Raw genomic sequence first — 24,307 nt, 5'->3', positions numbered from 1 at the left:
GTTCCTTTATAACAGCCGAGCGCGGGCCCGGCTACAATGATAATTTAACGCATGCGAATTTAGCAAATTATCGGGTGGCAAGTTGCCCCGACGCACGCAAAAACGTGGCAAAAAAGCCCATGACAGGCGTTTTAAAACCTTGCAGGAATGCCTATCAGGAATGGCTCAGGTCGTGGTGGCCGTGATTCAGCCACTTGTCGAAAGCGGCATCCCACGGCTTCCTGCGGCGTGCAGGAACAACACCGTCCTTACGGCGGGAAAGCCGCCAGCACGCAAAGCCAAACGCAATCGCTGCGACGCTCGCGACACACAAAAGCTTGACGACAAGCAGCGTCACATCGAATTCATTAAGCGGATTCATTCTAACCCCCAAAAACGTTAGTAACAAACCAACAAACATCCAAAACCGAGCCAAATATAAGCACAGGGCATACGCGCAGTCAAGAAAAAAATGGGGAGTAAGAAAAAAGACTACTTTCACGAACAAAAACTTATTAAACAGTGCTCCTAAATGCAAAAATGGGAAACTCGCAGAGCGAGCTTCCCACTTTTTTGGGAGATGAAAAAAAATTTTGTGAGTTTGTTCGAACCGGATTACTTGGCGAGCTTGCCTGCGGCTTCCTTGCGGAACTCATCCATGATCTGGTCGATGGCGGCATTGTAGGCCTTCACGGACTTGTCTTCGCGGAGGTTCACATAGTCACCATTAACCTTGGCATTTTCCTTGCCTTCGACCTTGGTCCAGCCGCGGTCGGTGTACAGAATCTTCTCGCCGTTCTTGTCGACCAGCACCACGTTCACGAACACGATCGGGGTCACGTTCCTCGTAATGTTCGTCATCATGCCGGTTTCGTAGAAGAAGGCATATTCAGCAACTGCGATGGCGTCGACGTTCAGGGACTGGCACATCTTGCCGAGGGCGCGGAGCACCGGGGCTTCAACGCGTTCGCCGTTCACCCAGTGGGCGCCAGACGGAGAAACCTTGTCAAAGGAGAGTTCGTACATGCCCCTTGCAGGGACGAGACGCTTGCCGTCACGGGGAGCAACCTTGTTGGCGAAATCTTCAATCTTGCCGAAGGTGTCCTTGTTTTCGAAGTAAGCCTTGACTTCTTCGTTGTTGTTCACTTCTTCAAACGGAATCACGCTCCAGCCTTCGATGCCGTTGAGGGCCTGGAAAAGAGCATTTGCACCGTGGGTGACGATATTCACCTGCGGCTCGTTGATCATCTCGACGTTGTCCTTGATGATGTTGCCGACGACAGAAAGAAGGGTTTCCTTCTTGCCTTCTGCGACTTCGATATCCTCGAAATCTTCGGTACCGGTAACGCTCAGGATGGCGACCTTCTTGACGTTTCCGATATCGGGCTGTTTGACGTTGATGCCGGCGCAAGAACAAAGGAGCGCGGCACAAGAAAAGAGAAGAGCTATACGCTTCATATGTATTTTCTCCTAAAAAAGATGTGAGACACAAAGGTAACAAAGTAATTCACCACATACAAACTCGTAAGCAATTTATAATAGACACGCATACCGACACCAGGAACATGGAACCGGCGGATTCTGTAAAAATTATCCCTCAAATTTTTGCGAAAAATCCGTGAAATCGCCATAATGTAAACGAAAAGTTACGTAAAGAAGGGGCGTTTAGGCGCTCAATAGTATATTTTCTTTTACATAAGGAGTCTCATATGAAACACACTATCCTGACCGCCCTGCTCGCCATCGTGACGACGGCCCTCCTCGCCGGCTGCGCATCTTCTCCCCGCGAACTGGCAAACCACAAGCTTATCCCCGGTGGCGAATACACGGGCAAGGCCGATAACAACAGGCCCGACGAAATCAAGTACCAGCCGCTCCCCGACCACGTGCAGTACGTACGCGCAAGCGACTCGCTCGTCATTGCCGCCTTCAATGAGCTCAAGGAAGCCCTCGCAGCCGAAGAAGACAACCTGAAGATTGCGCAGTACCTGTTCCTGATGCCGGGTACCTGGGAAAATTTCAAGGATGACGAGGAACTCCAGAAAAAATTCAAGAAGCAGAAGGACAAGTACAAGGTCAAGGTCGGCAAGGAGAAGTTCACCTTCCGCTACGCCATCCCGAGAGACGCCAAGTCCGCCCGCAAGGCATGGGGCATCGTAAAATCCATGATCCGCACCCCGGGCGATTCAGCCGAGGAACCCGCCGAAATAAAGATCCGCGCCATCAGCACCGACGAAATGGACATCATCTCCAAATTCACTCCCTTCAAGATGGTCGAACCGCTCTTTGTCGTGAATGACAGGTTCGTACTCGGATACAACAAGAAGGGAGAACTCGAAGTCCTCGACGAAGTCCCGTACTACACGCCGTTTTTCGAACGTTTCGAAAAAATAATGAGCGGAGATGATTGACACGGCGCTAAAACAGGTATAAATTATATTAAGTTGCAATGAGCGTTACTTGTAGCGCGGCGAGGATGTCATGAAATTAAAAATTCTCCACAACCTTTTCGCTTTGACAATAGCGGTGGGTTTATTCGCGGGATTCGCAAATGCGGCTCCCGCCCAGAATGCAGGCACAAAAGAAAAGGCAACCCTTATCGACGAGGCGACCCCCACAGCCAGCGGGGAACCCGCGGCAAAGTCCGAAGCCAGCAAAAAGGCCGAGGAGCCTACGAACAGCCAGGCCGCAACCGCAGCGCAGAACCAGGCCGCATGCGAGCATGCCGCTCCCGAAAAGAAGAGCGACATCCCGATCTTCCCCATCGTGATTTCTTCCATCGGGACAATTGCCTTCATTGTCCTCGCCATTCTTTTCTAGGAGGTGACTATGCGTAATATATTCAAGTCCATCTCCGCAATCGCAATCATCACCGCATTCGCGTCCACGTTCTCCTTCGCCGATGCGATATGCTACGACCTCTGCATGTCGTGCCGCAATGCCGAAAGGGCCGAGAACTGCAACAAGATAGAGACCACCTGCAACTGCCCCTTCGTCATCGATAGCGCAAAATCCAAGAACATGGGCATTGAGATAAGCAAGCGCAAGCTCATCGACGACCTTATCGCAGGCTGCGACAAATCCGTATGCGCGCGCACCGTGACATTCCAGGACGGCTTCTACAAGAATATCGAGAAGGGGCGCACCACGCTTACCAGGTTCGAACTCATCTCCAAGTCCGGAGATGCCGAACAGCGTGCACTCAGCATGCAGCCCAGCGCCATCAAGGCGGCAAATGCGACCGTCGACTCGCTCACGCGCCGCAGGAGCTTCTTGCCTATCGCGCCAATGTCCATGGAATGCACCGAGCGCTGCGATGACTGTGCGGGCAAGCTCAAGAAAGAACCTGCCACGATGACACCCGCCGATTCCCTCAGGGCTGCACAGGCCGCGGCGCCGGCCACCACACCGACCACATCACCGGCCGATTCGGCCCAGGCTCCCGTCGATACAGTCGCACTTGCTAAAGCCCGCGAAGATTCCATCGCCAAGGCGGATTCACTGCGCAAGGCGTTCTGCCGCGTAACCGAAACCACATGCCAGTGCAAGGCGCACGAAGAGAACACGGCGGCACTCATCGCGCTCGACAAGGAGATTGCCGAGAAGACCGCCATCGCCGATAGCCTCGTAAAGATCAAGCCCGCGCTCCTACGCGAAGACATGGCCCGCGCCATCGCCGATTCCGTACAGGCGCGCTGCAACACGCAGGGCAAGTGCCGCTACAGCATAACGTATACGAGCAAGGAACTCGCCCTGCTCGAAATCCGCATCGAGGAAGACAAGCCGGAACCCGCGCCGGCCGCGGCAGCCCCTACGCCGACGCAAGCACCCGCAGAAGTGGCAAAACCGGAACCCGCTCCCGAACCAGTTGCACCCGCGGCAGAGCCTGCCGTAGAGGCATGCCCGCAAATCGAGGCACCGGCAGACACTGCCGAAAAGGATTCCGAGAAGGAAAAGAAGAAGGACCGCATATTCTATAAGGTAACTGAAATCACCTACGGCAACTTCGGTGAACGCAGCTACTACGCGAAGGACTACGGCCGCATCAAGAACCTCGACGAAGAAACCGGTTACGAAGCCGGCGTCAGCTACCTGTTCCGCTGGTACTTCTACGATGGCGGTGCCTTCAGCATCGGTCTCGGTACGTTCTACCACTACAAGAAATTCAACTACGAGTTCACACCCGACGAAAAATATGGCATATACTACCACAACATCGGCGCGGACATCCCGATCTCCTTCAGGCTCGGCGTTCCCTACATTCCTATCCTGAAGCCGTTCATCAGCCAGACATTCAACTTCCACAAGCCCATATTCGAGGTGTACAAGATAGAGACTCCTCCGGAAGACGAGATGGATGAAGATGCCATGATGAAGTCGCTCGCAAGCGATGCGACCGGAATCGATTTCGACATGTTCGACGACGTGAAGACCCGATTCAATGCGGCGAAAGACCTCACGTTCTCCGTGTGGCTCGGGTTCGGCGTGCAGATTACGCGCCACTTCTCGGTGGAATACCAGATGAACTTCGGTGTAGCGACCATCGGGCATGCGCACAAGTATGTCGAAGACGACTACTGGCGTATCGTCGCCGACTTCGCGTGGTAACTACTTCTTTCTGAAAACTGTTAGCAATGCTTTCGCGCGGGTGGCGCCGACAAGCATACAGCGGATCCAGTCCTCGTGCTTGCTCGCTTCGGCGGGCTCCTCGAGGTCGGTCAGCATCACTGCAGTAGCGTCGAGCCCCTTGATGCGGTAAACGCTCACGATGTTTATCTTGTCCTTGACCAGCGACTTGTCACCGCTGGTGTTCCACACCAGCCGTTCGTCGGTTAAGTTCCTGAGGGCGGAATTCCTGTCGCTCTTCATCGATACCACTAAAATATCCGATACCGAGAGCTTCTTCTTTTCCATCAGTTCATCTATGCGGGCGCTGAGCATCTGCACTTGTTCACTGCCATCGCGATACTGGATTTCCTTCACAGCTTCGCCGAGCACGATGTTGTCGAAAGCCTGCAATCTGAATCCGGTATTCTTGCGCACCCATTCTAGAATGCGCTTCGTGCTACGGAACCCGCGGTTCAATACCATCACTGGCATCGCATCTACCTGTGCGTTGTCGATACCGTTGCGGCTTGCATACAGGCGCTGCGCCGGGTCGTAAAAGAACCTCACTATACCGTGCTCCTCGTTGTGCAAAAGCCCGATAAATCCGTCCACCCACTCGCTTGCGAAATCCTGACCCTCGTCGATAATCACCGCATCGTAAAAGAACTTCTCGCGCTTCTTCTTGTCTTTCGCCAGAATCTTCTGCGCCTTCACGAACGCCTGCGGGAGTTCCCTGTCGTAGTACTGCGACCTGTCGCCACTCTTGTCAACCTTCAGCTTCGCAGCGCGCACGTACTTCTCGCACCATTCGGAATACGCGTACACGTCTACGCGCCCGTAGCTCACGCCACCATCCTGTGCGTATTTTTTCTCGACACCAATACGGTCATTGCTTATTACCTTGTCTACATCCTGCTTGAGTTCGGTCGCAAGCAAATCGTTGTAGCAGGCGATGGCCACGTTCTTGCCTATGCGCGAAAGCCGTAGAGCATCCCACACTACCATGTGCGACTTTCCGGAACCGGCCACGCCCTCTATACGCATGCGCGGGTTGCGCGAAATAGATTCCATCATCATCTGCTGCATCTCGGTCGCTTCCTGGAAGCAGTTCTCGTAAGATGACTTGATGATTTCGCCGGCATCGGGCTTTTCGCCTTGCCCGTCCAAAAAGTTCCTGAGCCTGAACAGCGAATCCTCGTCGAGGTACTCGTTCATGAACGGCATGTTTCCGTTCGCCTGCACAGGCGTCTCGAGAATCTCGATAAGCCGCTTCTCGAAACGTTTCGCGTTGATGACATCGGGCCTGAGCAATGCGCGCTTCCTCGGGATTTCCGACGAGGGGATCCCTTCCATGCTGTCCATGTCGCTGAAGCATACCGCCCACTGCACGCGTACCTTGCGCATGCGCCCTTCTCTCGCGGGCTCGAGGATTTCCTTCATGTATTCGTGCAGCGGCGCGATGAGGGCACTCACCTGCTCGCCCGGAGAACGGTTCAGGCGGTTCTTTCCGCTATACCATTCCGTCTCGCGCGTCTCCTCGTTATACTTTGTCCATATCCTTGCGCCCTTGCATTCCACTATAAGCATGCCGTAGTCGCGGTGGTATAGAATACAGTCCACCTCGTGGTTTATCGCACCGCCCGTGCGACTGGTAAATACGAGATGGCGGTTCATCCACACATCCCATGCGGGGCCAAGCGTCTGTGCAATACGAAAAATAGCCCACTCTGCAGTGGACTTTGAATCGGGCTTGATATTGATGCGGATAGGCATCTATTTCTTGAGGCCGGCAGCCTCGAAGAAAGGAATGTTTCTCGGGTTCGGGAGTGCGACTTCGGTAATCCAGTTGTATTCCGCGATACCGGCAAGTCCGATACGTGCGCAGAGCTGGTCGCGTGCAACGTTGTACGCATCCAGAATCTGGACCTTCTCGCCTTCCTTGGCTTCTTCGATCTTCTTGGACCAGCTCACGCCGAGTTCCACGAGGGCGGCGCTCGCCTTCACGTACTTGTGCGCCTGGTCCTGCGTGATAACCGGTTCTGCCGGGGCTACGAAAGCATCCACGCTGACAATCGGGACACTCTTCGGCAATGCGGACTGAACCTGATCCATATTGGGCTTCACGTCGGCATCGTCGTTACAGGCAACAAAAAAAGAGGCGATAGCCAGAATTGAAATTGCAAGAATTCGTTTCGACATATGCGCCTCTTTTTTTAATAGCGGTTCAGGGATTTGAACCCCGGACCAATGGATTATGATTCCAGTGCTCTACCACTGAGCTAAACCGCCATGTGTGGCAAATATAGCATAGTAATCGAGCATTTTCAAGGTATTTCCTCAAAAAAAACTAATAATGGACTTTAGTTTCCACAGAATTCTCGCCCCACTTTATCACCTGCCAGCCGGGCTTGTCGCTCTTGAGCTTGAAGTACGGCCTGTCGGGAGCAATCTGCATCTGCGTTGCCGGAGCGACATGCACGGTGATGTCTCCGAAGCTTTCTTCGAATTCGCAGTGGTAATGCCCACAGAAAACATGCTTCAGGTTCTTGTACTTCGCAAGTACTTCCTGAACTTCCAGCATGTTCTTCAGGTGGTAGTGAAGGTCCATGAACTTGTGGTCACAGAAGCAGGGCGGATGGTGCATGAACAGCAGGACCTCGTTCTTCACCTTCGGAATCTCGGTCTCTAGCCAGTCGAGCTGGTCCCGCGAAACTTCACCGCATGCACTGTCCAGGAAAAAGATAGACCTGCCCTGGAGGTCAAAGCGGTAGTAGCACTTGCCGTTCTTTACGGGAAGGTCGAAATACTGCGCCATCACGTCAATATTGTCGTGATTTCCGGGAATGATGCACACAGGGCAGCTCACCGACTTGATCTGGTCGGCGATAAACTTGTACGCTCCCGGTTCGGCATCCTCGTTTGCAAGGTCACCAGACAGGACAAGCAGGTCTAGTTCCTGCATGGAATCAGAATTCAGTGCATCCAAAAAGTTTTTGCGCACGTCGATATCCTGCACAAGACTTTCATCTTCGCCAATATGGATATCCGATATCTGTCCTATCTTCAACAACTTAACACCTTGCAATAGTTCATTTAATATATAAAATATGGATTTGCTCTAATCAAGAAAAAAACAATTTTACCTAGACGAGTGTGATATTGCTCATATTCCTGACGAGAAAACCGTATTTTTTCAATGCCTTTCTGTGCTTTTATTGTTCACAGTCATTGAAAACTATCTTTCAACATCTGTCCACGTTGAAGGTCGTGGATTCATTCGTAAGTTTTCAACATTTGTCCACAAGGTTATTGAACTTGTATGTTTTTGACTCTCATGGACTTGTGTATAAAACCCACAAATTATATCCACTATTCACTGCACCATAATCATTTTCCTATATATAAATAGAAAGATAATTATGATATAGGAGTGAATTAGGCCTCCTTCTTGACCTGGGGAGCAGGCTGGACCTGTGCTGCAGACTGTGCAGGTACACCCATCTGGCAGTTACCCTGGAAAATTGCGCCTTCCTGGATAATAAGGTGCTTGGTCTTGATGTTGCCGACGAACTTGGAAGTGTTCTCGAGGATGAGCTTTTCGCTGCAGTCGATGTTACCCTTGACGCTACCGGCGACTACGGTATTGGTGGACTTGATTTCGCCCTCGATAAAGCCGCTGCGCTCGATAATGAGCTCGCCTTCGATGTTGATGCTGCCGTTCACTGTTCCGGCGACACGGACGTCACTCTTGCCGCTGATATCGCCCTTGATGCTGACGGTGCTGCCGATCTGGGTAATTTCCTGTTCTTTTGTAGCCATGCTATGCTCCTGATTGAAAAACTATGTCTAGTAATTTATAAAACTTTCTGGGTCCTGGGGGACTCCGTCCTTTGTAATTGTATAGTGTAGATGGGGACCGTTCGTATTGCCCGTATTCCCCACGGATCCGATGATATCACCCTTGTGGACCGGGCTCCCCTTTTTCGTCTTGATATTCATCAGGTGTGAATACGTGGTCACGTACCCGTTCCCATGGTTGATGACGATGGTGTTGCCCAGTTCCTCCATCTTCCCTGCCGATTCGACAGTACCGCTTCCGGTAGCAAAAACCGGGTTCCCGGGCTGGGCCGAGAAATCCGTACCGAGGTGCGAGGCGTCTTCCGAGAACTTCTTGCTCACGATACCGACTACGGGGATCAGGTCGGGAATGTGTTCCACGCGGAGCTTTTCCTCGAGGGTCTTCCAGCCGTGAGCGTCAAAGTCGATGTTGTTCTTCTCGGAGGGAGTGTGAGCGAACCTGTTGCGGTCAATGATGGAATTGATCTTGTTGGAGTCGTTCTCGATGAAAGTCTCGAAGATGTTCTGGATGCGTTCTTCCATTACCCACAGGGAATCGAGACGCATGAACATTTCCTCGTAGTTCTTGTCCTTCTTGATGAGCTGCGCGTTCATGACGCGGATTTTCTCATATTTTGCGACAATAACGTTGATTTTTGCCAGGTGGAAGGCAAAAACACCGAGTACAACTATAAACAATGCGAGAAAAATCTTCAGGAAGGTGAACCACTTTGTGGATATCCTGAACTTCTTGATCTCGTGAGAATCCTCCGGGATAATCTGTACTGTATAGTACTTCTTCACGGTTCACTCCCTTAGCGGTTTTCCATGATTTCCTGGATTCGGGTCAGGTCGTCCATACTGTAGTACTTGATGACGATCGTGCCTTCGGGCTTGCCGGCGGCGCTCGGGTTCAGCTGGACCTTGGTACCGAAGAACGTCTCGAGCCTGGACTCGAAATTCTTCATGTCGGCGCTGAGTTCCGGCTTGGGCTTCGCGGGGGCCTCGGGCTTCTCGCCTGCAGGCTGCGTATCCACATTTTCTACCGGTTCTGTAGTTTCTTCCTTCGGCTTGTTGATATCTTCACCGCGGGAAATCGCCTCGATCTGGCGGACGTTCAGGCCTTCTTCGATAATGCGGCGGGCCAGCGCTTCCGGGTTGGCAATCTTGTCGCTGCAGAGGGCGCGTGCGGCACCGCCGGCAATCTTGCCCTCTTCTATCCAAGTGAGCACTATTTCGGGGAGCTTGAGCAGGCGAAGCGCATTCGTGATTGCCGAACGGGATTTGCCCACAGCCTTCGCGAGGTCTTCGTGCGTGTAATTATAATTGTCGATAAGTTTCTGGTACGACCTGGCGATTTCGACCGGGTTCAGGTCCACGCGCTGGATGTTCTCGATGAGGGCCCATTCGCTCATCACCTTGTCGTCGAGGTTTTCGTAGACCTGTGCCTTGATGGTCGAAAAACCGGCGAGCTTGCTTGCGCGGGTACGGCGTTCACCGCTGATAATCTGGTAGCGGTCGCCCACCTTGCGGAGCACGATGGGCTGAATAAGCCCCTGCTGCTTGATGGAGTTCGCAAGTTCGGTGAGTTCTTCTTCGTTGAAAACCGTGCGCGGCTGGTAGGGGTTCCTGTCGATGAGGTCGATAGCGATTTCAACAATCTTCTCGCTGCTGTCGACTTCGGGTTCGCTGGCGGCAGGATTGCTGACCGATTCGGGCGCACTGACAGGCGCCGCCACGTTGTGGAATCTGAGAATGTCGGAAAGACCGCGTCCTAATGCTTTTTTACCCATATTATATTACCTGTCCTTGTTCAGGATTTCTTCGGCGAGTTTCATGTAGGATTGCGAACCGGAGCTCTGCACGTCGTACAAAATGACCGGCTTGCCGTGGGAGGGCGCTTCGCTCAGGCGGACGTTCCTCGGGATGACCGTCTGGAAAACCGTGTCGGCCAGGTTTTCGCGGACTTCTTCGGCCACCTGTTTCGAGAGGTTGTTGTTCGCGAACATGGTGAGGAGCGCACCTTCGATCTTGAGGTTCGCGTTCAGGTTCTTCTGCACTTCGCGGATAGTCTTGAAGAGTTCGGTCATACCCTGCAGGGCGTAGTATTCGCACTGCACCGGGATGAGCACGCTCGTCGCCGCCGTGAGCACGTTCAGTGTCAAAAGGTTCAGGCTCGGGGGCGCGTCGATGATGATGAACTCGAATTCGTCCTTCAGCACCTTGATGATGCGTTCGAGGCGGTGTTCGCGGCTCATCGCGTTCACCAGTTCGATTTCCATGACGGCGAGGTCCGGGCCGGAGGTGATGACCTTCAGGTAGTCGAGGGTCGTATCGGCTATGGCCGGCTTCAGGTTTTCGAACGTCATGTTGTCCGGATTATCGGCCATGTCGAGAATTTCATGGATATCGGTTTCTTGCGATTCCATGAATCCCAGACCCTGCGAGGCGTTACCCTGCGGGTCCATGTCGATAAGGAGTGTCTTTTTTTCGAGAGCGGCAAAACTTGCAGCCAAGTTCACGGCCGTCGTGGTCTTGCCCACGCCGCCCTTCTGGTTGCATACTGCTATCACTTTACTCATTTATTACCTCGAGTGACTAAGGCGTAATCCTGTTCTTCGTTCGGCAGTTTGTATTTCCAGATGTTGACTGCCGGGTCGTTTTCCAGGTGTGAAATGCTATTGAAACTTTTTAATGTGAGGAATAGTCCGCCCTTCTTGAGGGCGGGCTGTGCACGTTCCCAGTCGTTTTCGAAAGTCGAGAGGGCGCGGCAGCTGATGAAGTCCAGGTCGGCAAGGCCCGAAGTCTCGAAGCGCTTGCCCACCACGGTCAGGTTCTTGAGCCCGAGCTTTTCTTTCGCGTAGTTCATGAACTCCACGCGCATGTGGCGGGGCTCCACCGCATAGAACTGCACCTCGGGCATCGCGATGGCGAGCGGGAAGACCGGGCACCCTGCGCCGGCACCCATGTCGGCCCATTTTTTTCCAGCTGTCATCCCCGCGGAGGCGGGGATCTTCATTTCCTTCACTATATATATATAGGGAACGAGCGAGTCGGCGATGTGCCGGCTCAGGAACTTCTCGGAATCCTTTGCCGAAATCAGGTTGCCGAATTGCTTGGTTTCTACCACCAGGTCGGCAAAGTCATAGAGCTTGCCCAGCGTCTCTCCGGACAGCTGCACGCCATGTTCCTTCAGGAACTGGTTCAGGAGATTCTGCTGCTCTATGTTTGTTCTGTAGCTCAATTTTTCCTAACGTCATCCCCGCGCAGGCGGGGATCTTTTATGTTGGTGTTTCACGTGAAACACAGCCAAGGTGACCAAGCAAAAATGTGCTTGCACATTTTTATTTGGGAACCGCAGGGTGTTGGCCTATGGCGAAGCCAGAGGCCCAACATGTTCAACATGTTGGTTTCGCGTTCCCACACAATTTAGTATATCTCACAAAAAAAAGAGGGCGCCGAGGTTGGCGTCCTTTCATTTTTTAAAAATATCCGTGAATAACTTTTTGATAAATGTTGAAATAGTGTGAACTTACCTTGAAAGTTTTACGGTGTACTTCCCCTTCGCGGGGCGACCGAGGAGGTCGAACTGTTTGAACTTTCGCCAGTCCGCGAGCGGGTATATTTTCTTGGGTGCAATGCGGACGGGTTCCTCCTCCGCGCCGACATAAACATAGAATGACTTTTCGATTGCCGGAAATACCATGCTTGTCCATGTCTGGATAAGTGTGTCTCCCCGTATCTCGTATTCGTATTTCGACATGAAAGGGTATGTTGAATCCGGCTGATACGGATCGATGCACCTGCCTTCGTCCTCAGGGTCATGGACTAAGATGCTAAAAGCATAAACGCAGCTACTCTTGCTGTAGAGGGTGTCGCGAAGGATACCGCATGACCCATGATCGCTGACCACGCTGCCATTATCGCTGGAGTAGGTCATCTCGCTAAATTGAAATTTATTTTCTTTTTCGTTCAGAAAGACATCCCTCTTTTTAAACAGGTACCCGTCCTTGTAGATGGAAATGTACTTCATGTTCCCGTCTTTCTCGATTATCGTGGTATCGTTATAGACAGTCAGTTCCTGTATAGTCGTGTCCGGTTTTATAAAATACTCCATGGTGCTGTCCAGATGGCGCCCGGTCCTGTAGTATTTAGTGATCCGAATCTGGTCGAGGAGGCCAATGTCGGCGCCTTTTTCCTCATAATAGATACTGTCGGGAACATAGCCCTCGTAGCTCTTGTCGTATATACCGTACTCTTTTCCGATATAGAGGTCGAATATGGTTTGGATGCAATCGGATGCGAATGCGTTTAACGCCAGGAATGTCAGTATAAATAGTGTCCTTCTCATGTCGGTAAATATAGAAAAAAGTTAGACTGTTATCTCTACCCGGTTTCCTTCGGAGCCTACATGCTGCACCTCGGAAATGTCGACAAACAAGTTTGTCGCCGCTTCCTCGGTTTGCAAACGTTCCACGTGAAACATTTATATAATTCAAAACTTTCAACATTAGTCCGCAAATATATTTCTAGAACCTTGCTGGTGAATTTGGGTCGCACCAGATGGGGCCGTGTCCACCGAATGCTGCCGAGAGGGCTGCTCCCGTGACGCAGAGCCCCGTCCAAATGAGTGAATTTTTCAGGTAATTTCCTTTTTCTTGCTCTTTTATGGAGGGATTGATTTTCCCGGAGTTCGAATCCGAAGCCTCGGCCTTGTCGTTATAGTCCACCTTGAATATCAGGGCGCGGTCGATTTTAGGCAAGTCCCCGGTCTGTTTCTGTGGCAGTAGCTGGGCGAACGACAGTGACGCGCTCGCCAGTAAAAGAATTGCAATACCGTAAAATCTCATGATAACCCCAAATTATTCTCCCGTAGATAATATATATAATTTCGCGGTCATTTTCATAATGGTGCTGCTTATCATGTGGTATAAATAGTATATTTATGCCGGAGGCCTAAATGGTAGAAATCGAGATTATCCAGGGCGACATCACCAAGCTTGCAGTGGATGCCATCGTGAATGCGGCGAACTGTTCGCTGCTGGGTGGCGGTGGCGTGGACGGCGCCATCCACCGGGCGGCGGGCCCGGAGCTATTGCAGGCGTGCATTCCGTTCGGCGGGTGCAAGACCGGCGAGGCCAGGATTACCCCCGGGTTCAAGTTGCCGGCAAAGTTCGTCATCCATACTCCGGGTCCCATCTACCGGGATGGCCTGCACGGCGAACCCGAACTGCTGGAATCCTGCTACAAAAGCTGCCTCGATCTGGCTGAACAGAACGGCTGCGAGACGGTCGCCTTCCCCGCTATTTCGACCGGCGTCTACGGTTACCCCTGGCACGAGGCGACCGAGATTGCGGTAAATACCGTCCGCGAATTCCCGGCAAAAACCGTCAAGAAAGTCATCTTTTGCTGCTTCTCCGCCGATATGGCGGCAATCTACCGCGAAGAGGTAGCGAAGGCGTCATTCTGAATTTATTGACATGAAATCGCGCTTTTTTTTGTCTTTTTTTATAGTGCTCGTGATGGCGGGCATCTCATTTGCCAACGAGGAACAGGACCCCAATGTAGCGCAGGATTCCGCTAGGGTGCAGCAGAACTCTGGAAAAACTTTCTTTCGGGAATTGGTTCCTTGGAATATGTACCTGGGAGGCGGCACAGGTTTCGCTTTTGGAGCAGATTGGGTTTTTGGTGATTGGAATTATATATACGTTAAAGGTGATGATTCCAGTTTTATACCAAGTCACATTTGGTTGTGGACTATTGGGACGCATGCTTTTTATGCGGACGGGTTTAACTTCTTGCTGCAGCCAAATATCCTATATTTCTACGAAAGGGGCATCTCGTTCAAGTTTTCCCTAGGTCCAGAACTGGGCTACATTAACGAGACTGGCTTTGATTACGGCTTTTCGCTCTGTATCGGGACAATCATCGACATGTTCAATGTCAGGGTGGGCTATCTGGTACGGACGAAGAGTCCTTATTTCCATATATTGTTTAACTTGCCGGTAGGCATTAGTATGTGGGTATAATAATCTATATTTTAGCAGACAAGTATTGAATTTTTTCAAAAAAAAGGAACATCTTATGGAAGAAGTCGTAAAATTTCTCAAGGCATGTGGTGCGTATTTCCTCGCGACGGCCGACGGCGACCAGCCGCGCGTCCGCCCGTTCGGAACCGCCAACATTTTCGAGGGCAAACTCTATATCCAGACCGGCAAGTCGAAGGACTGCTCCAAGCAGATCCAGAAGAACGGCAAGGTCGAAATCTGCGCGATGAACGCCGCGGGTAACGAGTGGGTCCGCGTCGCCGGTACCCTGGTCCGCGACGACCGCCGCGAACCGAAGGTCGACATGCTCGAGCACTACCCGGAACTCAAGTCGATGTACTCCCCCGACGACGACAACACCGAGACGCTCTACTTCAAGGAAGCGACCGCTACGTTCTACAGCTTTACGGCGGCTCCCCGCACCGTGAAGTTCTAGTCGATTGTTTCACGTGAAATTTTGGGCTTGACCCGGAATCTCATTGATGAAAAAATTGCCTCGACGGAATGCCGTCGGGGCTTTTTTCATTGCGGGAAACCCGTGTCCGTGTTGATATTTTTGTAAACATTCTATTAACAAAATGGTCGGGCGTATAATTTCCTGCGAAAGCGATGTGAATAATCTCTGAACAAATTCCCCGACTTTTTCACAAAGTGCCCTTTAAAGAAATGTTTCACGTGAAACAATTTATCCCATCTGTGGATAACGGGTGAACTGTGGTGATAACAGGATGTATCGGCTAATTATTCAATCAACACTTTAATAACATCCTAGTAACAATTATACTAACAACTGAATGGCGCTAAATTCGTAAAAAAAGACCCGCTTTTGCAGCGGATCCTTTTAAAACCGTTAGTTCTGTTTCGCGACTAGACTAGAAAGCGAGACCGAAGGTCAGGTTGATGTCGGTGCCGAAACCATTGGAAACGAGATTTTCGGCATCTTCTTCGGCGTTGTCCTTGTTCTTGCCTTCGGCGCTTGCAGACATGATGTTGTAGCCGACACCGAGGTCGATGGAGAACGTTGCGCGACCAGTGCGGAACTTCCAACCGACCAGGACATAGGGGCCAAAGGCGTTGGCGCTTGCGCTTGCCTCGACATCGTCATCGTCGTAGTCGAGACCGACGTGGGCGTACTGGAGTTCGGCTTCGACGTAGAGACCCTTGTGGCCGGGGTTCACGTAGTAGCGGAAGCCGCCGATGATTCCCAGGGCGAGCATGTCGAAGCTGGCGTCATCTTCGTCGATATCGTAGTAGTCGCTGCTCACGTACATGACTTCCGGGCGGATAATGACAGACGTGTGCGGCGTGACGGAGCGTTCGACGGTCACGAACAGGGTCTTGAGGCCGAGGGCCGTCATCACGACGAGGCTCACCGGGTGGATGCTGATGTTCCATGCCGGATCGTCGGCCGGTGCTACCGGTGCCGGAGCGCTGGTGGACTGCGAAGCTTCGGTGCTTTCGTAGGGGTTCTGTGCGAATGCCATGCCCAGAGAGATGGCGGTGATAAGTAAGAGCTTGCGTATCATTGGATTTCCTCCTTGTATGAATGGATGGAATTATAGCAAATTAATAATGTAATACAAGCCATGACGGGATTTTTTTTTAGAAAAAAATGTTGGGCATTATCACATTATGCCCTGTTGGAGTAATCTCCCCCGTGTTTTTTTTGCTTTTTCAGATTATATTTTATTGATGTGATTTTATTACGTGTGTGTCGCGCCAAGCGCGCGTAGTTATAGAGGTATTAAATGACGCTAAATAAAAGTCTAGCTGTGTGGGTGCTCCTGGCTGTCACCCTGTCCATGGCGGCGCCGCAGAGCGCCAAGGTGCGTTCCGTTCTTGGCGACGTGTCGTTCAAGAAAAAGGGCCAGGGAGACTGGGCCAGCCTGCGTGTAGGCGCGAAGGTCCAGGAAAAGGACCTTATCCAGACGGACCTTGAATCCGGTGTGCTCATCTCGATGCCCGAAGGCAGCACGATCTCCATCGAGGAGAACGCGCTTGTCGAGTTCACGCAGGTCATGTTCATCAAGGATTCGCAGATTTCCGAAATCAACATCAAGAAGGGCCTCCTCCGGTTCAACGCGCAGAAGCAGACCGGCAAGAAGAGCCAGTTCAAGTTCAGGACCGGGACCATGACCGCATCGATTCGCGGTACGGACGGTACGGTGGGCATGACGGAAGGCGGACAGTCGTTCGGTGCCTTGAACTCGGGCGAGATGGTGATGGAAGAGAATGGCCAGCAGGTCTCGGTGAAGGCGAAGCAGTATGTTGCCTTCCGTAAGGGCAAACCGCCCGTAGTTGTCGAGGCCAAGAACGCCGGCGACCCAGACTTCGCGAAGAAGATTGCGGCTGCAATTGACGATCCCAACAAGTCCGATGCCGAAATCCAGTCGCAGGCCAGGGAACTCGATGCAAAGATCGAGAAGCGTAATCAGGAAATGAAGTCCAAGTTCGAATGCAAGTTCGAGCGTGTGCCGGAAGTGGTGGGCGCCGACAGCATAGAGATCTTCGCGACCTGTACCGACGGCATGCAGGTGGCCATCGGTTCCGAACGCCACACCTCCGACGGCAAGCGTATGCGCTTCGTGCCCAGGTGGAGCCGTGGCGCGCTTGGCGCAAAGAAGTTCGATGCGCTTTGCTCCGTGGAACATACGACGTTCGAATGCGGCAGCATCGCGTTCAACTACAGGCTTGACCGCACCGTGAAGATCATGAAGTCCGACATAAACAAGTGCGAGGCGCTGTACACCACTAGCGGCTATACCGACAACGAGGGCAAGCTCTCGATCTATGTGCGCGATAGCCTCGTGAAGGAACTCATGCTCGAGAGGGATAATCCGGCGGCGGTCCTCAAGCTTGTCCCGGGAACTCACAAGTACAAGTTTGTGCCCGAGAACAGCCCGGAATTCAATGGAGTCATCGAGCGCGAACTGCAGTGCTACCCCAAGACGGGCGTACACGTGAGCGTGCGCGGTGGCGCCAAGGAAGTTATCAAGAAGAAGGTTTCGCAGGGTGCGTCGATGTACCCGGAACTTATATTCGATGTTGAGAAGGTCCTCAACAACGACCCGTCCCAGATCCGGTCCGTAGACGTTGTCGTCGCCGGCCAGAAGTTCGAGACGAAGTACGTGCCTTCGGAAACGGGTATCGGCTACAGTGCGACGGTCCAGATTCCGCGCGGCAAGATGACCACGGTCAAGATCAAGGTCAACATGCGTAGCGGCGAGGTCGTGCTCGCGACGAAGGTCTACGAGTTCCGCTAGCCCCTAGGTTGCCAAGAACTTTAAGCAGGAAGCCGACCGCTCCCTGCTTTTTTGTTTGGTGTATATTACATTTTAGTTTGTATTTGTTTACAAAAAACTAATTGCCTCGTTTATCCGTAGTATTTATTTTATACGGAGTTGCAAACAAGGGAAAGTTCCCGATAAAATAAAAGGAGGCAACACTAGTGAAGAAACTCGTCATTTCCGTTTGTGGCGGCGGCGCCCTCGGTATTGGTCCCCTCAAGTTCATGAGCCTGCTCGAAAAGGATCTGGGTGCAAACCTCGCCGATGTGAGCGAAGCATTCGCGGGCACTTCTACCGGCTCGATTATTGCGAGTGGACTTTGTGAGGGCATGACGGCCCAGACGCTCTTTGACCTGTACAAGGCGAATCTCGAGAAGATTTTCAAGAAGAAATCCGGTACGCTTCCGCCGATTGCCCGTTCGAACTACTACCGCTACGACAATTCCGGCCTCAAGAAGCTCCTGTACGAGAACTTCCCGGGCAAGATGGACAAGTTCAACAAGCCCATCTACATCCCGACCACCTACATGAACGGTGAAAGCGTAGAGAAGGTGTGGGACCGCACCGACACCTGGATGGACCGCGCCTACGCCATCCTTTCGAGTTGCTCCGCGCCGACCTATTTCGACACGCTGACTCTTGATGGCAAGGTCTTCTGCGATGGCGGCATGTGGGCGAACGACCCCATCATGGTGCTGCAGTCCGGCCTCAAGAATCTCTGCGCAAGCAAGAAGAAGTACCGCGACCTCTTTGCCGACGGTATCAAGATCCTCACGTTCAATACCGGCATGATTACCCCGAACAAGGCCCCCGCGAAAAAGAACGCTCTGGGCTGGCTCGAATACATCATGGATGACTGGATTGCACGTACGGGCAACTCGAACTACTTCGAAGCCTGCGCGAACATCGGTGAAGACAATGTTTACCGTGTCGCGCCGAAGGTGGACAAGAAGTATGCGATGGATGACCTTACTCTCGTCGACAAGGTTGCCAAGATCTGGGAAGACGAATACAAGAGGGTCAAGAAGGATGTCCTCAAGTTCGTGAAGTCCACGATGTAGTCGACACTTCCGATTGAAAAAATTCACCGGCCGCAGGAGCGGTCGGTGTTTTAATTTGATTCGGCGATAACCGCAGGGCGTTGCGGTCTAGCCCTTTGCGGCATCATCGTGCTTGTGCGTAACTATATCGTCGAGCACGGTGCGCTGGGCGTAGAGTTCCTCGGAGATGTGGCTGAAGGCCTCGACTACCACAGGGTCGAAGTGCTTGCCTGCGCCCTCGGTGATGATGGCCATCGCCTTCTCGTAGGTGAAGGGCTTCTTGTAGATGCGTTCGGCCACGAGCGCGTCGAACACGTCGGCCACCGCCATGATGCGCGCCGACAGCGGGATTCCGTTGCCCTTGATTCCGGTGGGGTACCCTGTGCCGTCCCACTTTTCGTGGTGGTAGTGCGCCATCTCGGTAGCTTCCTTGAGGTAATCGTCATCCATGGAATCGCTTGCGTTTTCTTCGATCTTTTCGAGAATATGCCAGCCTTCGGTGGTATGGCTCTTCATGATGGCGAATTCTTCGTCGGTAAGCTTGCCCGGCTTATTCAGAATGAGGTCGGACACGGCGATCTTGCCGATGTCGTGGAGAGGCGCGGAACGCTTGAGCTTTGCGATGTACGCGTCGTCGAGAATTTCGCTGAACTTGCCTTCGCGCTGCAGCTCCTTCGCGATGGCCTCCACGTAGAATGCAGTTTTCTTAATGTGGTTACCCGTACTGGTATCGCGCGCTTCGACCATTTCTGCGAAGTTGATAATAATTTCGTCCTGCATGCGGGTGATGCGCTCGGCTGCCTTCTCGAGTCTTTCGATGAATTCCACCGAGTCCTTGCAGGTCTTGATGAGCGCCTTGTACAGGTATTCGATTTCGTCGTCCGTGGTAATGTTGAGGGAATCGAGTTCCTGGACGCTGCTCACGCGGCTCTGTTCCAAGTTGTAGGCGAAGTGTATGGCGCCCGATGCCATGCGGTTTACGGGGTTCACGATTCCGCGGTGCACGAGTTCGAGCACGATACTCATGATGATAATTGAAAGCCCGAAGAACATCGAGAGGAGCTTGATGAAGAACTTCGCCTGGTCGATGAGGATTTCGCCCATGGAGATGTCGGCGGCGACATAGGCGACCGTCTTGCCCGCGGAATTCTTGAGCGGCTTGTATACGGTGAGTAGCCAGCCGTACTGGTCGTCGGAGATAATCGGCTCGATGGATTCGCCGTTGAGCAGTTTAGGCAGGTAGGGCACGAATGTCGGGTCGAAGGGGATGACTGCACCCGGCTCGCCACCCTCCTCGCCGTCGGTCGCATCGAGGTCGAATACCACGTGGCAGCCGTCTTCGAGAATCTTGTACACGTACAGGTAGAGCGCCTGCGGGAACCCGTTCCTTATCTTGTACAGTTTCGATTCTATTTCGGTATAGCCCGGAGCCTTTTAGCCTTCCGCAATGAACTCGTCTACGCGGTCTGCGTCTATCGCTACCGAGGCGGCTTCGGTAAGGCCGTGTGCGATATCCACGAACTTGCCTATGGAAACCTGCCTGTAGAGGACGAACCCTGTAATGCTCGCGAGCGCGCCCAGGAGGATCTCGGCGATGATGACGATGAAGACGACCTTGCGGAGCAACGAGCGCTTGATGTGGTAGCTGCCGATCTGGCGCATGTGTTCGGCCAGGTTCGGGTCGAACAGGAATACGTGGCTGTAGAGGTGTTTAAGCTTGAGAGGAATCTTCCTGTGCGCGATAATCGCGATGGCGACGACGATGGACTTGTCGATGATGTCGATGACGAAGTCGGCCGTGAGCTGAGCGAAGAACTTGCTGAATCCGAGGTTGTTGTGGATGGCGATGGAGAATGGCGCCGAGATGCCCTCGCCGAAATCGTAGCCGTACAGGAAGTAGGTGAGGATGGAACCGAGGATGCCGCCCAGGGCGGCGAACGCGATTACGGTGATGCACGCCTTGAGTGCGCTACGGAAGTAGCCCCTTTGTTGGAACTGCGTAGCGGCGACGCCTATGAGGATGCTGATGATACCGTAATAGAGGGTGGTGAGGTCGGAAATGCCGTTGAACGCATTGGAGAAGAACCCGACAATTACGGCGGGGAGCGTACCGCCCAGCATGGCGGCGAGAATGGTTCCGATGGAATCCGCGAAAATAGGGATATCAAAAAAGAGGACTATTTTCGAAGGGATGATATTGATGAGAATACCGACAAGAATGAGCCCCATGGCCCATAGAATCTGTCTCGACTTAGAAATCGAAGTCCATTTCATCAACAACCTCTGGCATACACATAAACGGGAAATTCCGTATAGAATGTTCCGTTGTATAAAATTTATTATGAAATTGACCGAAACGTACGAAAAAAAACAGAAAACTTCGTGTTTTTAGGCGATAATTGCCGATGCGACGATGCCGTCGCCGGCGTAGAGCACCAGAATCTGGCCCGGTGCGGAGGCGAACTGCGGTTCGTCGAACCGCACGCGGATGGTACCGGCGGCAGTGTCGAGCGCGACAATCCGCGCGACGGCGCCCCTGTGGCCGAGCCTGATGTGCGCCGTCAGTTCGCCCTTCAAGAGCGGCGAGGTTTCGGATACCATCAGGTTGAGTTCCACGCCCGAGACTTCGGTGCAGCTGAGAGCGCTGCGGGGGCCGAGCACCACCTGGTTCTTCTTCGCATCGATGGACACCACGAAGAGCGGTTCCGGCTGGCCACCGATGTTCAGGCCCTTGCGCTGCCCGATGGTGTAGTGCACTATGCCCTTGTGCTGGCCGAGCACCTTTCCCTGCATGTCTACGAAGTCACCCGGCACGTTGTCGGATTCGTCGAAGAGTACGGAGTAGTCGCCGCATTCCAAGAAGTCCTGGCTTTCTTTTTTGGTGGCATAGTCGTCCCAGCCGATTTCTTTCGCGAGTTCTTTGACCTGTACCTTCGTCATGCCGCCCAGCGGGAAGATTACCGTGGAGAGTTGCTCTGCGGTAAGGCGCGAGAGGAAGTACGTCTGGTCTTTGCTGTGGTCGAGCGCCGCATACAGGAACGGCTCGTCGGGGTTCTTGAAATCGAGGCGGGCGTAGTGCCCGGTGGCAAAGTAGTCGAAGGCAATGCCCATGCGGCGGGCTGCCATGTGGAGTGCGCCGAATTTGATATTCTGGTTGCAACGCACGCACGGGTTCGGCGTGCGGCCCGCGCGGTATTCGGCGCGGAAGTAGTCGAGCACCTGGCGCTTGTATTCCTCGGAAACACGGACAACGTAATGCGGCACGCCCAGACGGTCGGCGACGGTCTTCGCTTCGGCGATGCTTATGTCCTCGCCAGGGCCGAAGCAGCCCTCGCGGCCTTCTACGTGCGGTATGTTGAGGGAACCGTCCCATGTGGCCATGGTAACGCCGACGACTTCATATCCCTGCTGTTTTAGTAGGTAAGCCGCGAGTGCCGAATCGACACCGCCGGAAAGCCCGACTGCTACCTTCTTTGCCATGTGTTTACCGCCTAGAGGTTCGCGTAGTGGAACATCGCGTCGATGCACTTCTTCGCCTTCACGCGCGTATCTTCGTCGAGTTCCACGCGGTTCGCCTGTTCGGGGTGGCGGAGTGTCTCGAGGATGTTCTCGAGGGAGTTAGACTTCATGTACTTGCACATGCTGCAGCTCCCGATGAATTCCATGTCGGGGTGCTCGTAGTGCATGCGTGCATTGAGCCCGCATTCCGTAAGGAGCAGGACCTTGCTCTTGGGCGGCAGGCCATCGATGTACTTGACCATCTGGCCGGTACTGCCCACGAAGTCGCTGTAGAACGCCGCAGAGGGGTTGCATTCGGGGTGGCTCACCACCTTGAGGCCCGGATTCTGGCTGCGGAAGAACTGGATGAGTTCGGCATCGTACGTCTCGTGCACGTAGCAGCTGCCGTTGTAGAGTACGATGTCCTTCTTGACGCCGCGGCTTTCCATCTCGTTCTTGATGTTTTGGCCCATGAGCTTGTCGGGCACAAAGCAAATCTTGTCGTTGGGGTAGGCTTCCACGATCTTCATCACGTTGCCGCTCGTGACACACACGTCGCAGGCCGCCTTCACGTCGGCCGTGGTGTTGATGTAGCAGATGAAGGCGTGTTCCGGGTACTTTTCGCGCAGCGCCTGCACGTCCTTGCCGGTAATGGAATCGGCGAGGCTGCAGCCCGTGAGCTTGCCCGGGATGAGCACGTCTTTTTCGGGGCTCAGGATCTTGGCCGTCTCGCCCATGAAGCGGACTGCGGAGAAGAGGATTGTCTTCTGTGGGACCTTCGTGGCGTCTTCGCTCAGCTTGTAGCTGTCGCCCGTGTAGTCGGCGACACCGAGCACGATTTCCGGTGCGCAGTAGCTGTGCGCGAGGATGACAGTATCCTGGTCTTTCTTGCGCTCGTTGATCTCGTTGATCAGCGGGAGCATCTGTTCGACTTTTTCACGGGTGTAGTGGCAGAGCACCGCACCCGGCTGGATCTTGTTCAATCTGTTGAAGAGTTCGTCCGCGGTCATAGTGGACTAAAATATAGAAAATGCGCTTGGGCTATCCAATGTCATAAAAAAATTATATAATATTAGATATAGTATTAGAAGGAGCTCCCATGAGACGAATGGTGTACATATCCGTATGTCTTGCCCTGTGCCTACTTGCCACGGGGTGTACGCGTACGCGTATTACCAGTTTCCACGTCGATGCAGCCGAGGCTCCCGAAGTCGAAGGCGTACGCGGGTACCTCGAACCCCATTCCTCGACATTCCGTTTTTCCGGGTCGTACCTTTTCAGCCCGAAGGAAACCATGGTGGTGAGCGGGTCGTATTCGAACTACAGCGCCGATTCGCTGATGCAGCCCACTCGGGAATTCACCGCGAAAGGAATCTACGAATTGGGCGGCAGTGATCTGAACGCATCGTTCGAATGGTTCCAGAAAACGAGTTTTTTTATTTGGGGCCTGGGCGTCGGTTACGATGACGGAATTTACCACCACCTGAAACTTGGTTTCAACACGAGATTTTTCGAAGCCGGCATATTTATGGGCACATTCCACCAGTATACCACGATAACCGTGGACGGCGAAGAGTGCGATGTTTACCCGTGCTCCGACAGTGATGACTGGAAATCTATCGGCGGGACGGATACCGATTTTTACGCCTCGCTATTCATGGGCTTGTATGCGACTATCATGATCGAGGACTTTTTCTTGAGCTATAGCCTGAGCTCGTATTCCCCGGCCGTCGAGGCTGGCGATGAGGGCCTTGCCACACCGTCGATAGACACGCATTACATTATGGCCGGGTATCGATTCAACACCCACTGGGAAGTGAGCGGGGGCGTTGCGATGACCCTCGTGAACCCCGACTACCGCCACTATGCCGCAAAATTCGGCGTGGGGTATGTTTTTAAGTAGGCCGATGGAATATCCGAATACAAAAAATACGGCATTCTGACCTTCAAATTCGCCTAAAAACCAATGTGTTGAAAAAATTACAAAAAAATACGGGCGAAAATTAACTTA

The 24,307-nt window shown here is 52.9% G+C and carries 26 protein-coding genes and 1 tRNA gene; 9 read left to right on the top strand and 18 right to left on the bottom strand.

The annotated features are described in order from the left end of the window. Positions 1-154: 154 nt before the first annotated feature. Together B7994_RS13960 and B7994_RS11505 are read right to left on the bottom strand one after the other, a co-directional pair. Positions 155-361 (bottom strand): hypothetical protein, encoded by a 207-nt coding sequence (locus tag B7994_RS13960; RefSeq protein ID WP_144063864.1) that lies wholly within the window; start codon positions 359-361, stop codon positions 155-157. 233 nt (positions 362-594) lie between these two features. Next, positions 595-1,437, bottom strand: coding sequence for a hypothetical protein (locus B7994_RS11505; RefSeq protein WP_088638614.1), 843 nt, complete (start codon positions 1,435-1,437; stop codon positions 595-597). A 251-nt stretch (positions 1,438-1,688) separates the two neighbouring features. On the opposite strand from B7994_RS11505, the gene B7994_RS11500 reads away from it, so the two are divergent. From B7994_RS11500 to B7994_RS11490, 3 genes are all read left to right on the top strand, one after another. Next, positions 1,689-2,390, top strand: coding sequence for a hypothetical protein (locus B7994_RS11500; protein WP_088638613.1), 702 nt, complete (start codon positions 1,689-1,691; stop codon positions 2,388-2,390). A gap of 70 nt (positions 2,391-2,460) precedes the next feature. After that, the gene (locus B7994_RS11495; protein ID WP_144063863.1) at positions 2,461-2,799 is read left to right on the top strand and encodes a hypothetical protein; all 339 of its coding nucleotides are present in this window, start codon (positions 2,461-2,463) and stop codon (positions 2,797-2,799) included. Positions 2,800-2,808: 9 nt separating this feature from the next. Then, entirely contained in the window at positions 2,809-4,587 is a 1,779-nt protein-coding gene (locus B7994_RS11490) for a hypothetical protein (RefSeq protein ID WP_088638611.1), read from the top strand. On the opposite strand, the gene B7994_RS11485 is transcribed toward B7994_RS11490, so the two are convergent. The 11 genes from B7994_RS11485 to B7994_RS11435 all read right to left on the bottom strand — a co-directional run bounded on the left by B7994_RS11485 (position 4,588) and on the right by B7994_RS11435 (position 13,274). Then, on the bottom strand, positions 4,588-6,360 hold the full coding sequence (locus B7994_RS11485; protein ID WP_088638610.1) for an NERD domain-containing protein: 1,773 nt from the start codon (positions 6,358-6,360) through the stop codon (positions 4,588-4,590). Further along, complete coding sequence (locus B7994_RS11480; protein ID WP_088638609.1) at positions 6,361-6,786, bottom strand: hypothetical protein; 426 nt, start codon at positions 6,784-6,786, stop codon at positions 6,361-6,363. Positions 6,787-6,804: 18 nt separating this feature from the next. Then, positions 6,805-6,876: transfer RNA gene (locus tag B7994_RS11475), tRNA-Met, on the bottom strand. 58 nt (positions 6,877-6,934) lie between these two features. Further along, a complete protein-coding gene (locus tag B7994_RS11470) occupies positions 6,935-7,657 on the bottom strand; it encodes a metallophosphoesterase (protein ID WP_233143188.1) in 723 nt (240 codons plus the stop codon). A 365-nt stretch (positions 7,658-8,022) separates the two neighbouring features. Next, entirely contained in the window at positions 8,023-8,406 is a 384-nt protein-coding gene (locus B7994_RS11465) for a polymer-forming cytoskeletal protein (protein ID WP_088638607.1), read from the bottom strand. 27 nt (positions 8,407-8,433) lie between these two features. Next, entirely contained in the window at positions 8,434-9,228 is a 795-nt protein-coding gene (locus B7994_RS11460; protein WP_088638606.1) for a M23 family metallopeptidase, read from the bottom strand. 11 nt (positions 9,229-9,239) lie between these two features. Then, positions 9,240-10,217, bottom strand: a complete 978-nt coding sequence (locus B7994_RS11455) for a ParB/RepB/Spo0J family partition protein (RefSeq protein WP_088638605.1) — start codon at positions 10,215-10,217, stop codon at positions 9,240-9,242. Between the two features lie 6 nt (positions 10,218-10,223). Further along, positions 10,224-11,006: a ParA family protein gene (locus B7994_RS11450; protein ID WP_088638604.1), complete on the bottom strand. Its 783-nt coding sequence runs from the start codon at positions 11,004-11,006 to the stop codon at positions 10,224-10,226. Then, entirely contained in the window at positions 11,003-11,668 is a 666-nt protein-coding gene (locus tag B7994_RS11445; RefSeq protein WP_088638603.1) for a 16S rRNA (guanine(527)-N(7))-methyltransferase RsmG, read from the bottom strand. Before B7994_RS11445 ends, B7994_RS11450 begins: the two co-directional genes overlap by 4 nt. A gap of 288 nt (positions 11,669-11,956) precedes the next feature. Then, a complete protein-coding gene (locus B7994_RS11440; RefSeq protein ID WP_088638602.1) occupies positions 11,957-12,775 on the bottom strand; it encodes a hypothetical protein in 819 nt (272 codons plus the stop codon). Positions 12,776-12,953: 178 nt separating this feature from the next. Beyond that, positions 12,954-13,274: a hypothetical protein gene (locus tag B7994_RS11435; protein WP_088638601.1), complete on the bottom strand. Its 321-nt coding sequence runs from the start codon at positions 13,272-13,274 to the stop codon at positions 12,954-12,956. Positions 13,275-13,384: 110 nt separating this feature from the next. Here B7994_RS11435 and B7994_RS11430 point away from each other — a divergent pair, with 110 nt between their 5' ends. The 3 genes from B7994_RS11430 to B7994_RS11420 are packed head-to-tail and all read left to right on the top strand — an operon-like array spanning position 13,385 to position 14,907. Then, the gene (locus B7994_RS11430) at positions 13,385-13,894 is read left to right on the top strand and encodes an O-acetyl-ADP-ribose deacetylase (protein WP_088638600.1); all 510 of its coding nucleotides are present in this window, start codon (positions 13,385-13,387) and stop codon (positions 13,892-13,894) included. 10 nt (positions 13,895-13,904) lie between these two features. Next, on the top strand, positions 13,905-14,453 hold the full coding sequence (locus B7994_RS11425; protein ID WP_088638599.1) for a hypothetical protein: 549 nt from the start codon (positions 13,905-13,907) through the stop codon (positions 14,451-14,453). Between the two features lie 55 nt (positions 14,454-14,508). Then, positions 14,509-14,907: a pyridoxamine 5'-phosphate oxidase family protein gene (locus B7994_RS11420; protein ID WP_088638598.1), complete on the top strand. Its 399-nt coding sequence runs from the start codon at positions 14,509-14,511 to the stop codon at positions 14,905-14,907. Positions 14,908-15,343: 436 nt separating this feature from the next. On the opposite strand, the gene B7994_RS11415 is transcribed toward B7994_RS11420, so the two are convergent. Next, entirely contained in the window at positions 15,344-15,997 is a 654-nt protein-coding gene (locus B7994_RS11415; RefSeq protein ID WP_088638597.1) for an outer membrane beta-barrel protein, read from the bottom strand. A 222-nt stretch (positions 15,998-16,219) separates the two neighbouring features. On the opposite strand from B7994_RS11415, the gene B7994_RS11410 reads away from it, so the two are divergent. After that, a complete protein-coding gene (locus B7994_RS11410; protein WP_088638596.1) occupies positions 16,220-17,734 on the top strand; it encodes a FecR domain-containing protein in 1,515 nt (504 codons plus the stop codon). A 185-nt stretch (positions 17,735-17,919) separates the two neighbouring features. Beyond that, a complete protein-coding gene (locus B7994_RS11405; RefSeq protein WP_088638595.1) occupies positions 17,920-18,819 on the top strand; it encodes a patatin-like phospholipase family protein in 900 nt (299 codons plus the stop codon). 87 nt (positions 18,820-18,906) lie between these two features. Here the strand turns inward: B7994_RS11405 and B7994_RS11400 are convergent, their stop codons facing one another. From B7994_RS11400 to nadA, 4 genes are all read right to left on the bottom strand, one after another. After that, complete coding sequence (locus B7994_RS11400; RefSeq protein ID WP_088638594.1) at positions 18,907-20,154, bottom strand: HD-GYP domain-containing protein; 1,248 nt, start codon at positions 20,152-20,154, stop codon at positions 18,907-18,909. Between the two features lie 78 nt (positions 20,155-20,232). Next, on the bottom strand, positions 20,233-21,072 hold the full coding sequence (locus B7994_RS11395) for a hypothetical protein (RefSeq protein WP_144063862.1): 840 nt from the start codon (positions 21,070-21,072) through the stop codon (positions 20,233-20,235). Positions 21,073-21,186: 114 nt separating this feature from the next. Next, positions 21,187-22,278: a tRNA 2-thiouridine(34) synthase MnmA gene (gene mnmA, locus B7994_RS11390; RefSeq protein ID WP_088638592.1), complete on the bottom strand. Its 1,092-nt coding sequence runs from the start codon at positions 22,276-22,278 to the stop codon at positions 21,187-21,189. An 11-nt stretch (positions 22,279-22,289) separates the two neighbouring features. Continuing rightward, on the bottom strand, positions 22,290-23,306 hold the full coding sequence (gene nadA / locus B7994_RS11385) for a quinolinate synthase NadA (RefSeq protein ID WP_088638591.1): 1,017 nt from the start codon (positions 23,304-23,306) through the stop codon (positions 22,290-22,292). Between the two features lie 89 nt (positions 23,307-23,395). Between nadA and B7994_RS11380 the strand changes: the two genes are divergently transcribed. Further along, a complete protein-coding gene (locus B7994_RS11380) occupies positions 23,396-24,199 on the top strand; it encodes a hypothetical protein (protein ID WP_144063861.1) in 804 nt (267 codons plus the stop codon). Positions 24,200-24,307 lie beyond the last annotated feature (108 nt).

This window comes from Fibrobacter sp. UWR2 (genome assembly GCF_002210285.1).
In the GTDB taxonomy this organism is placed as follows: Bacteria; Fibrobacterota; Fibrobacteria; order Fibrobacterales; family Fibrobacteraceae; genus Fibrobacter.
The sequence above is the reverse complement of the archived record's forward strand: the minus strand, read 5'-3'. Positions and strand labels throughout refer to the sequence as shown.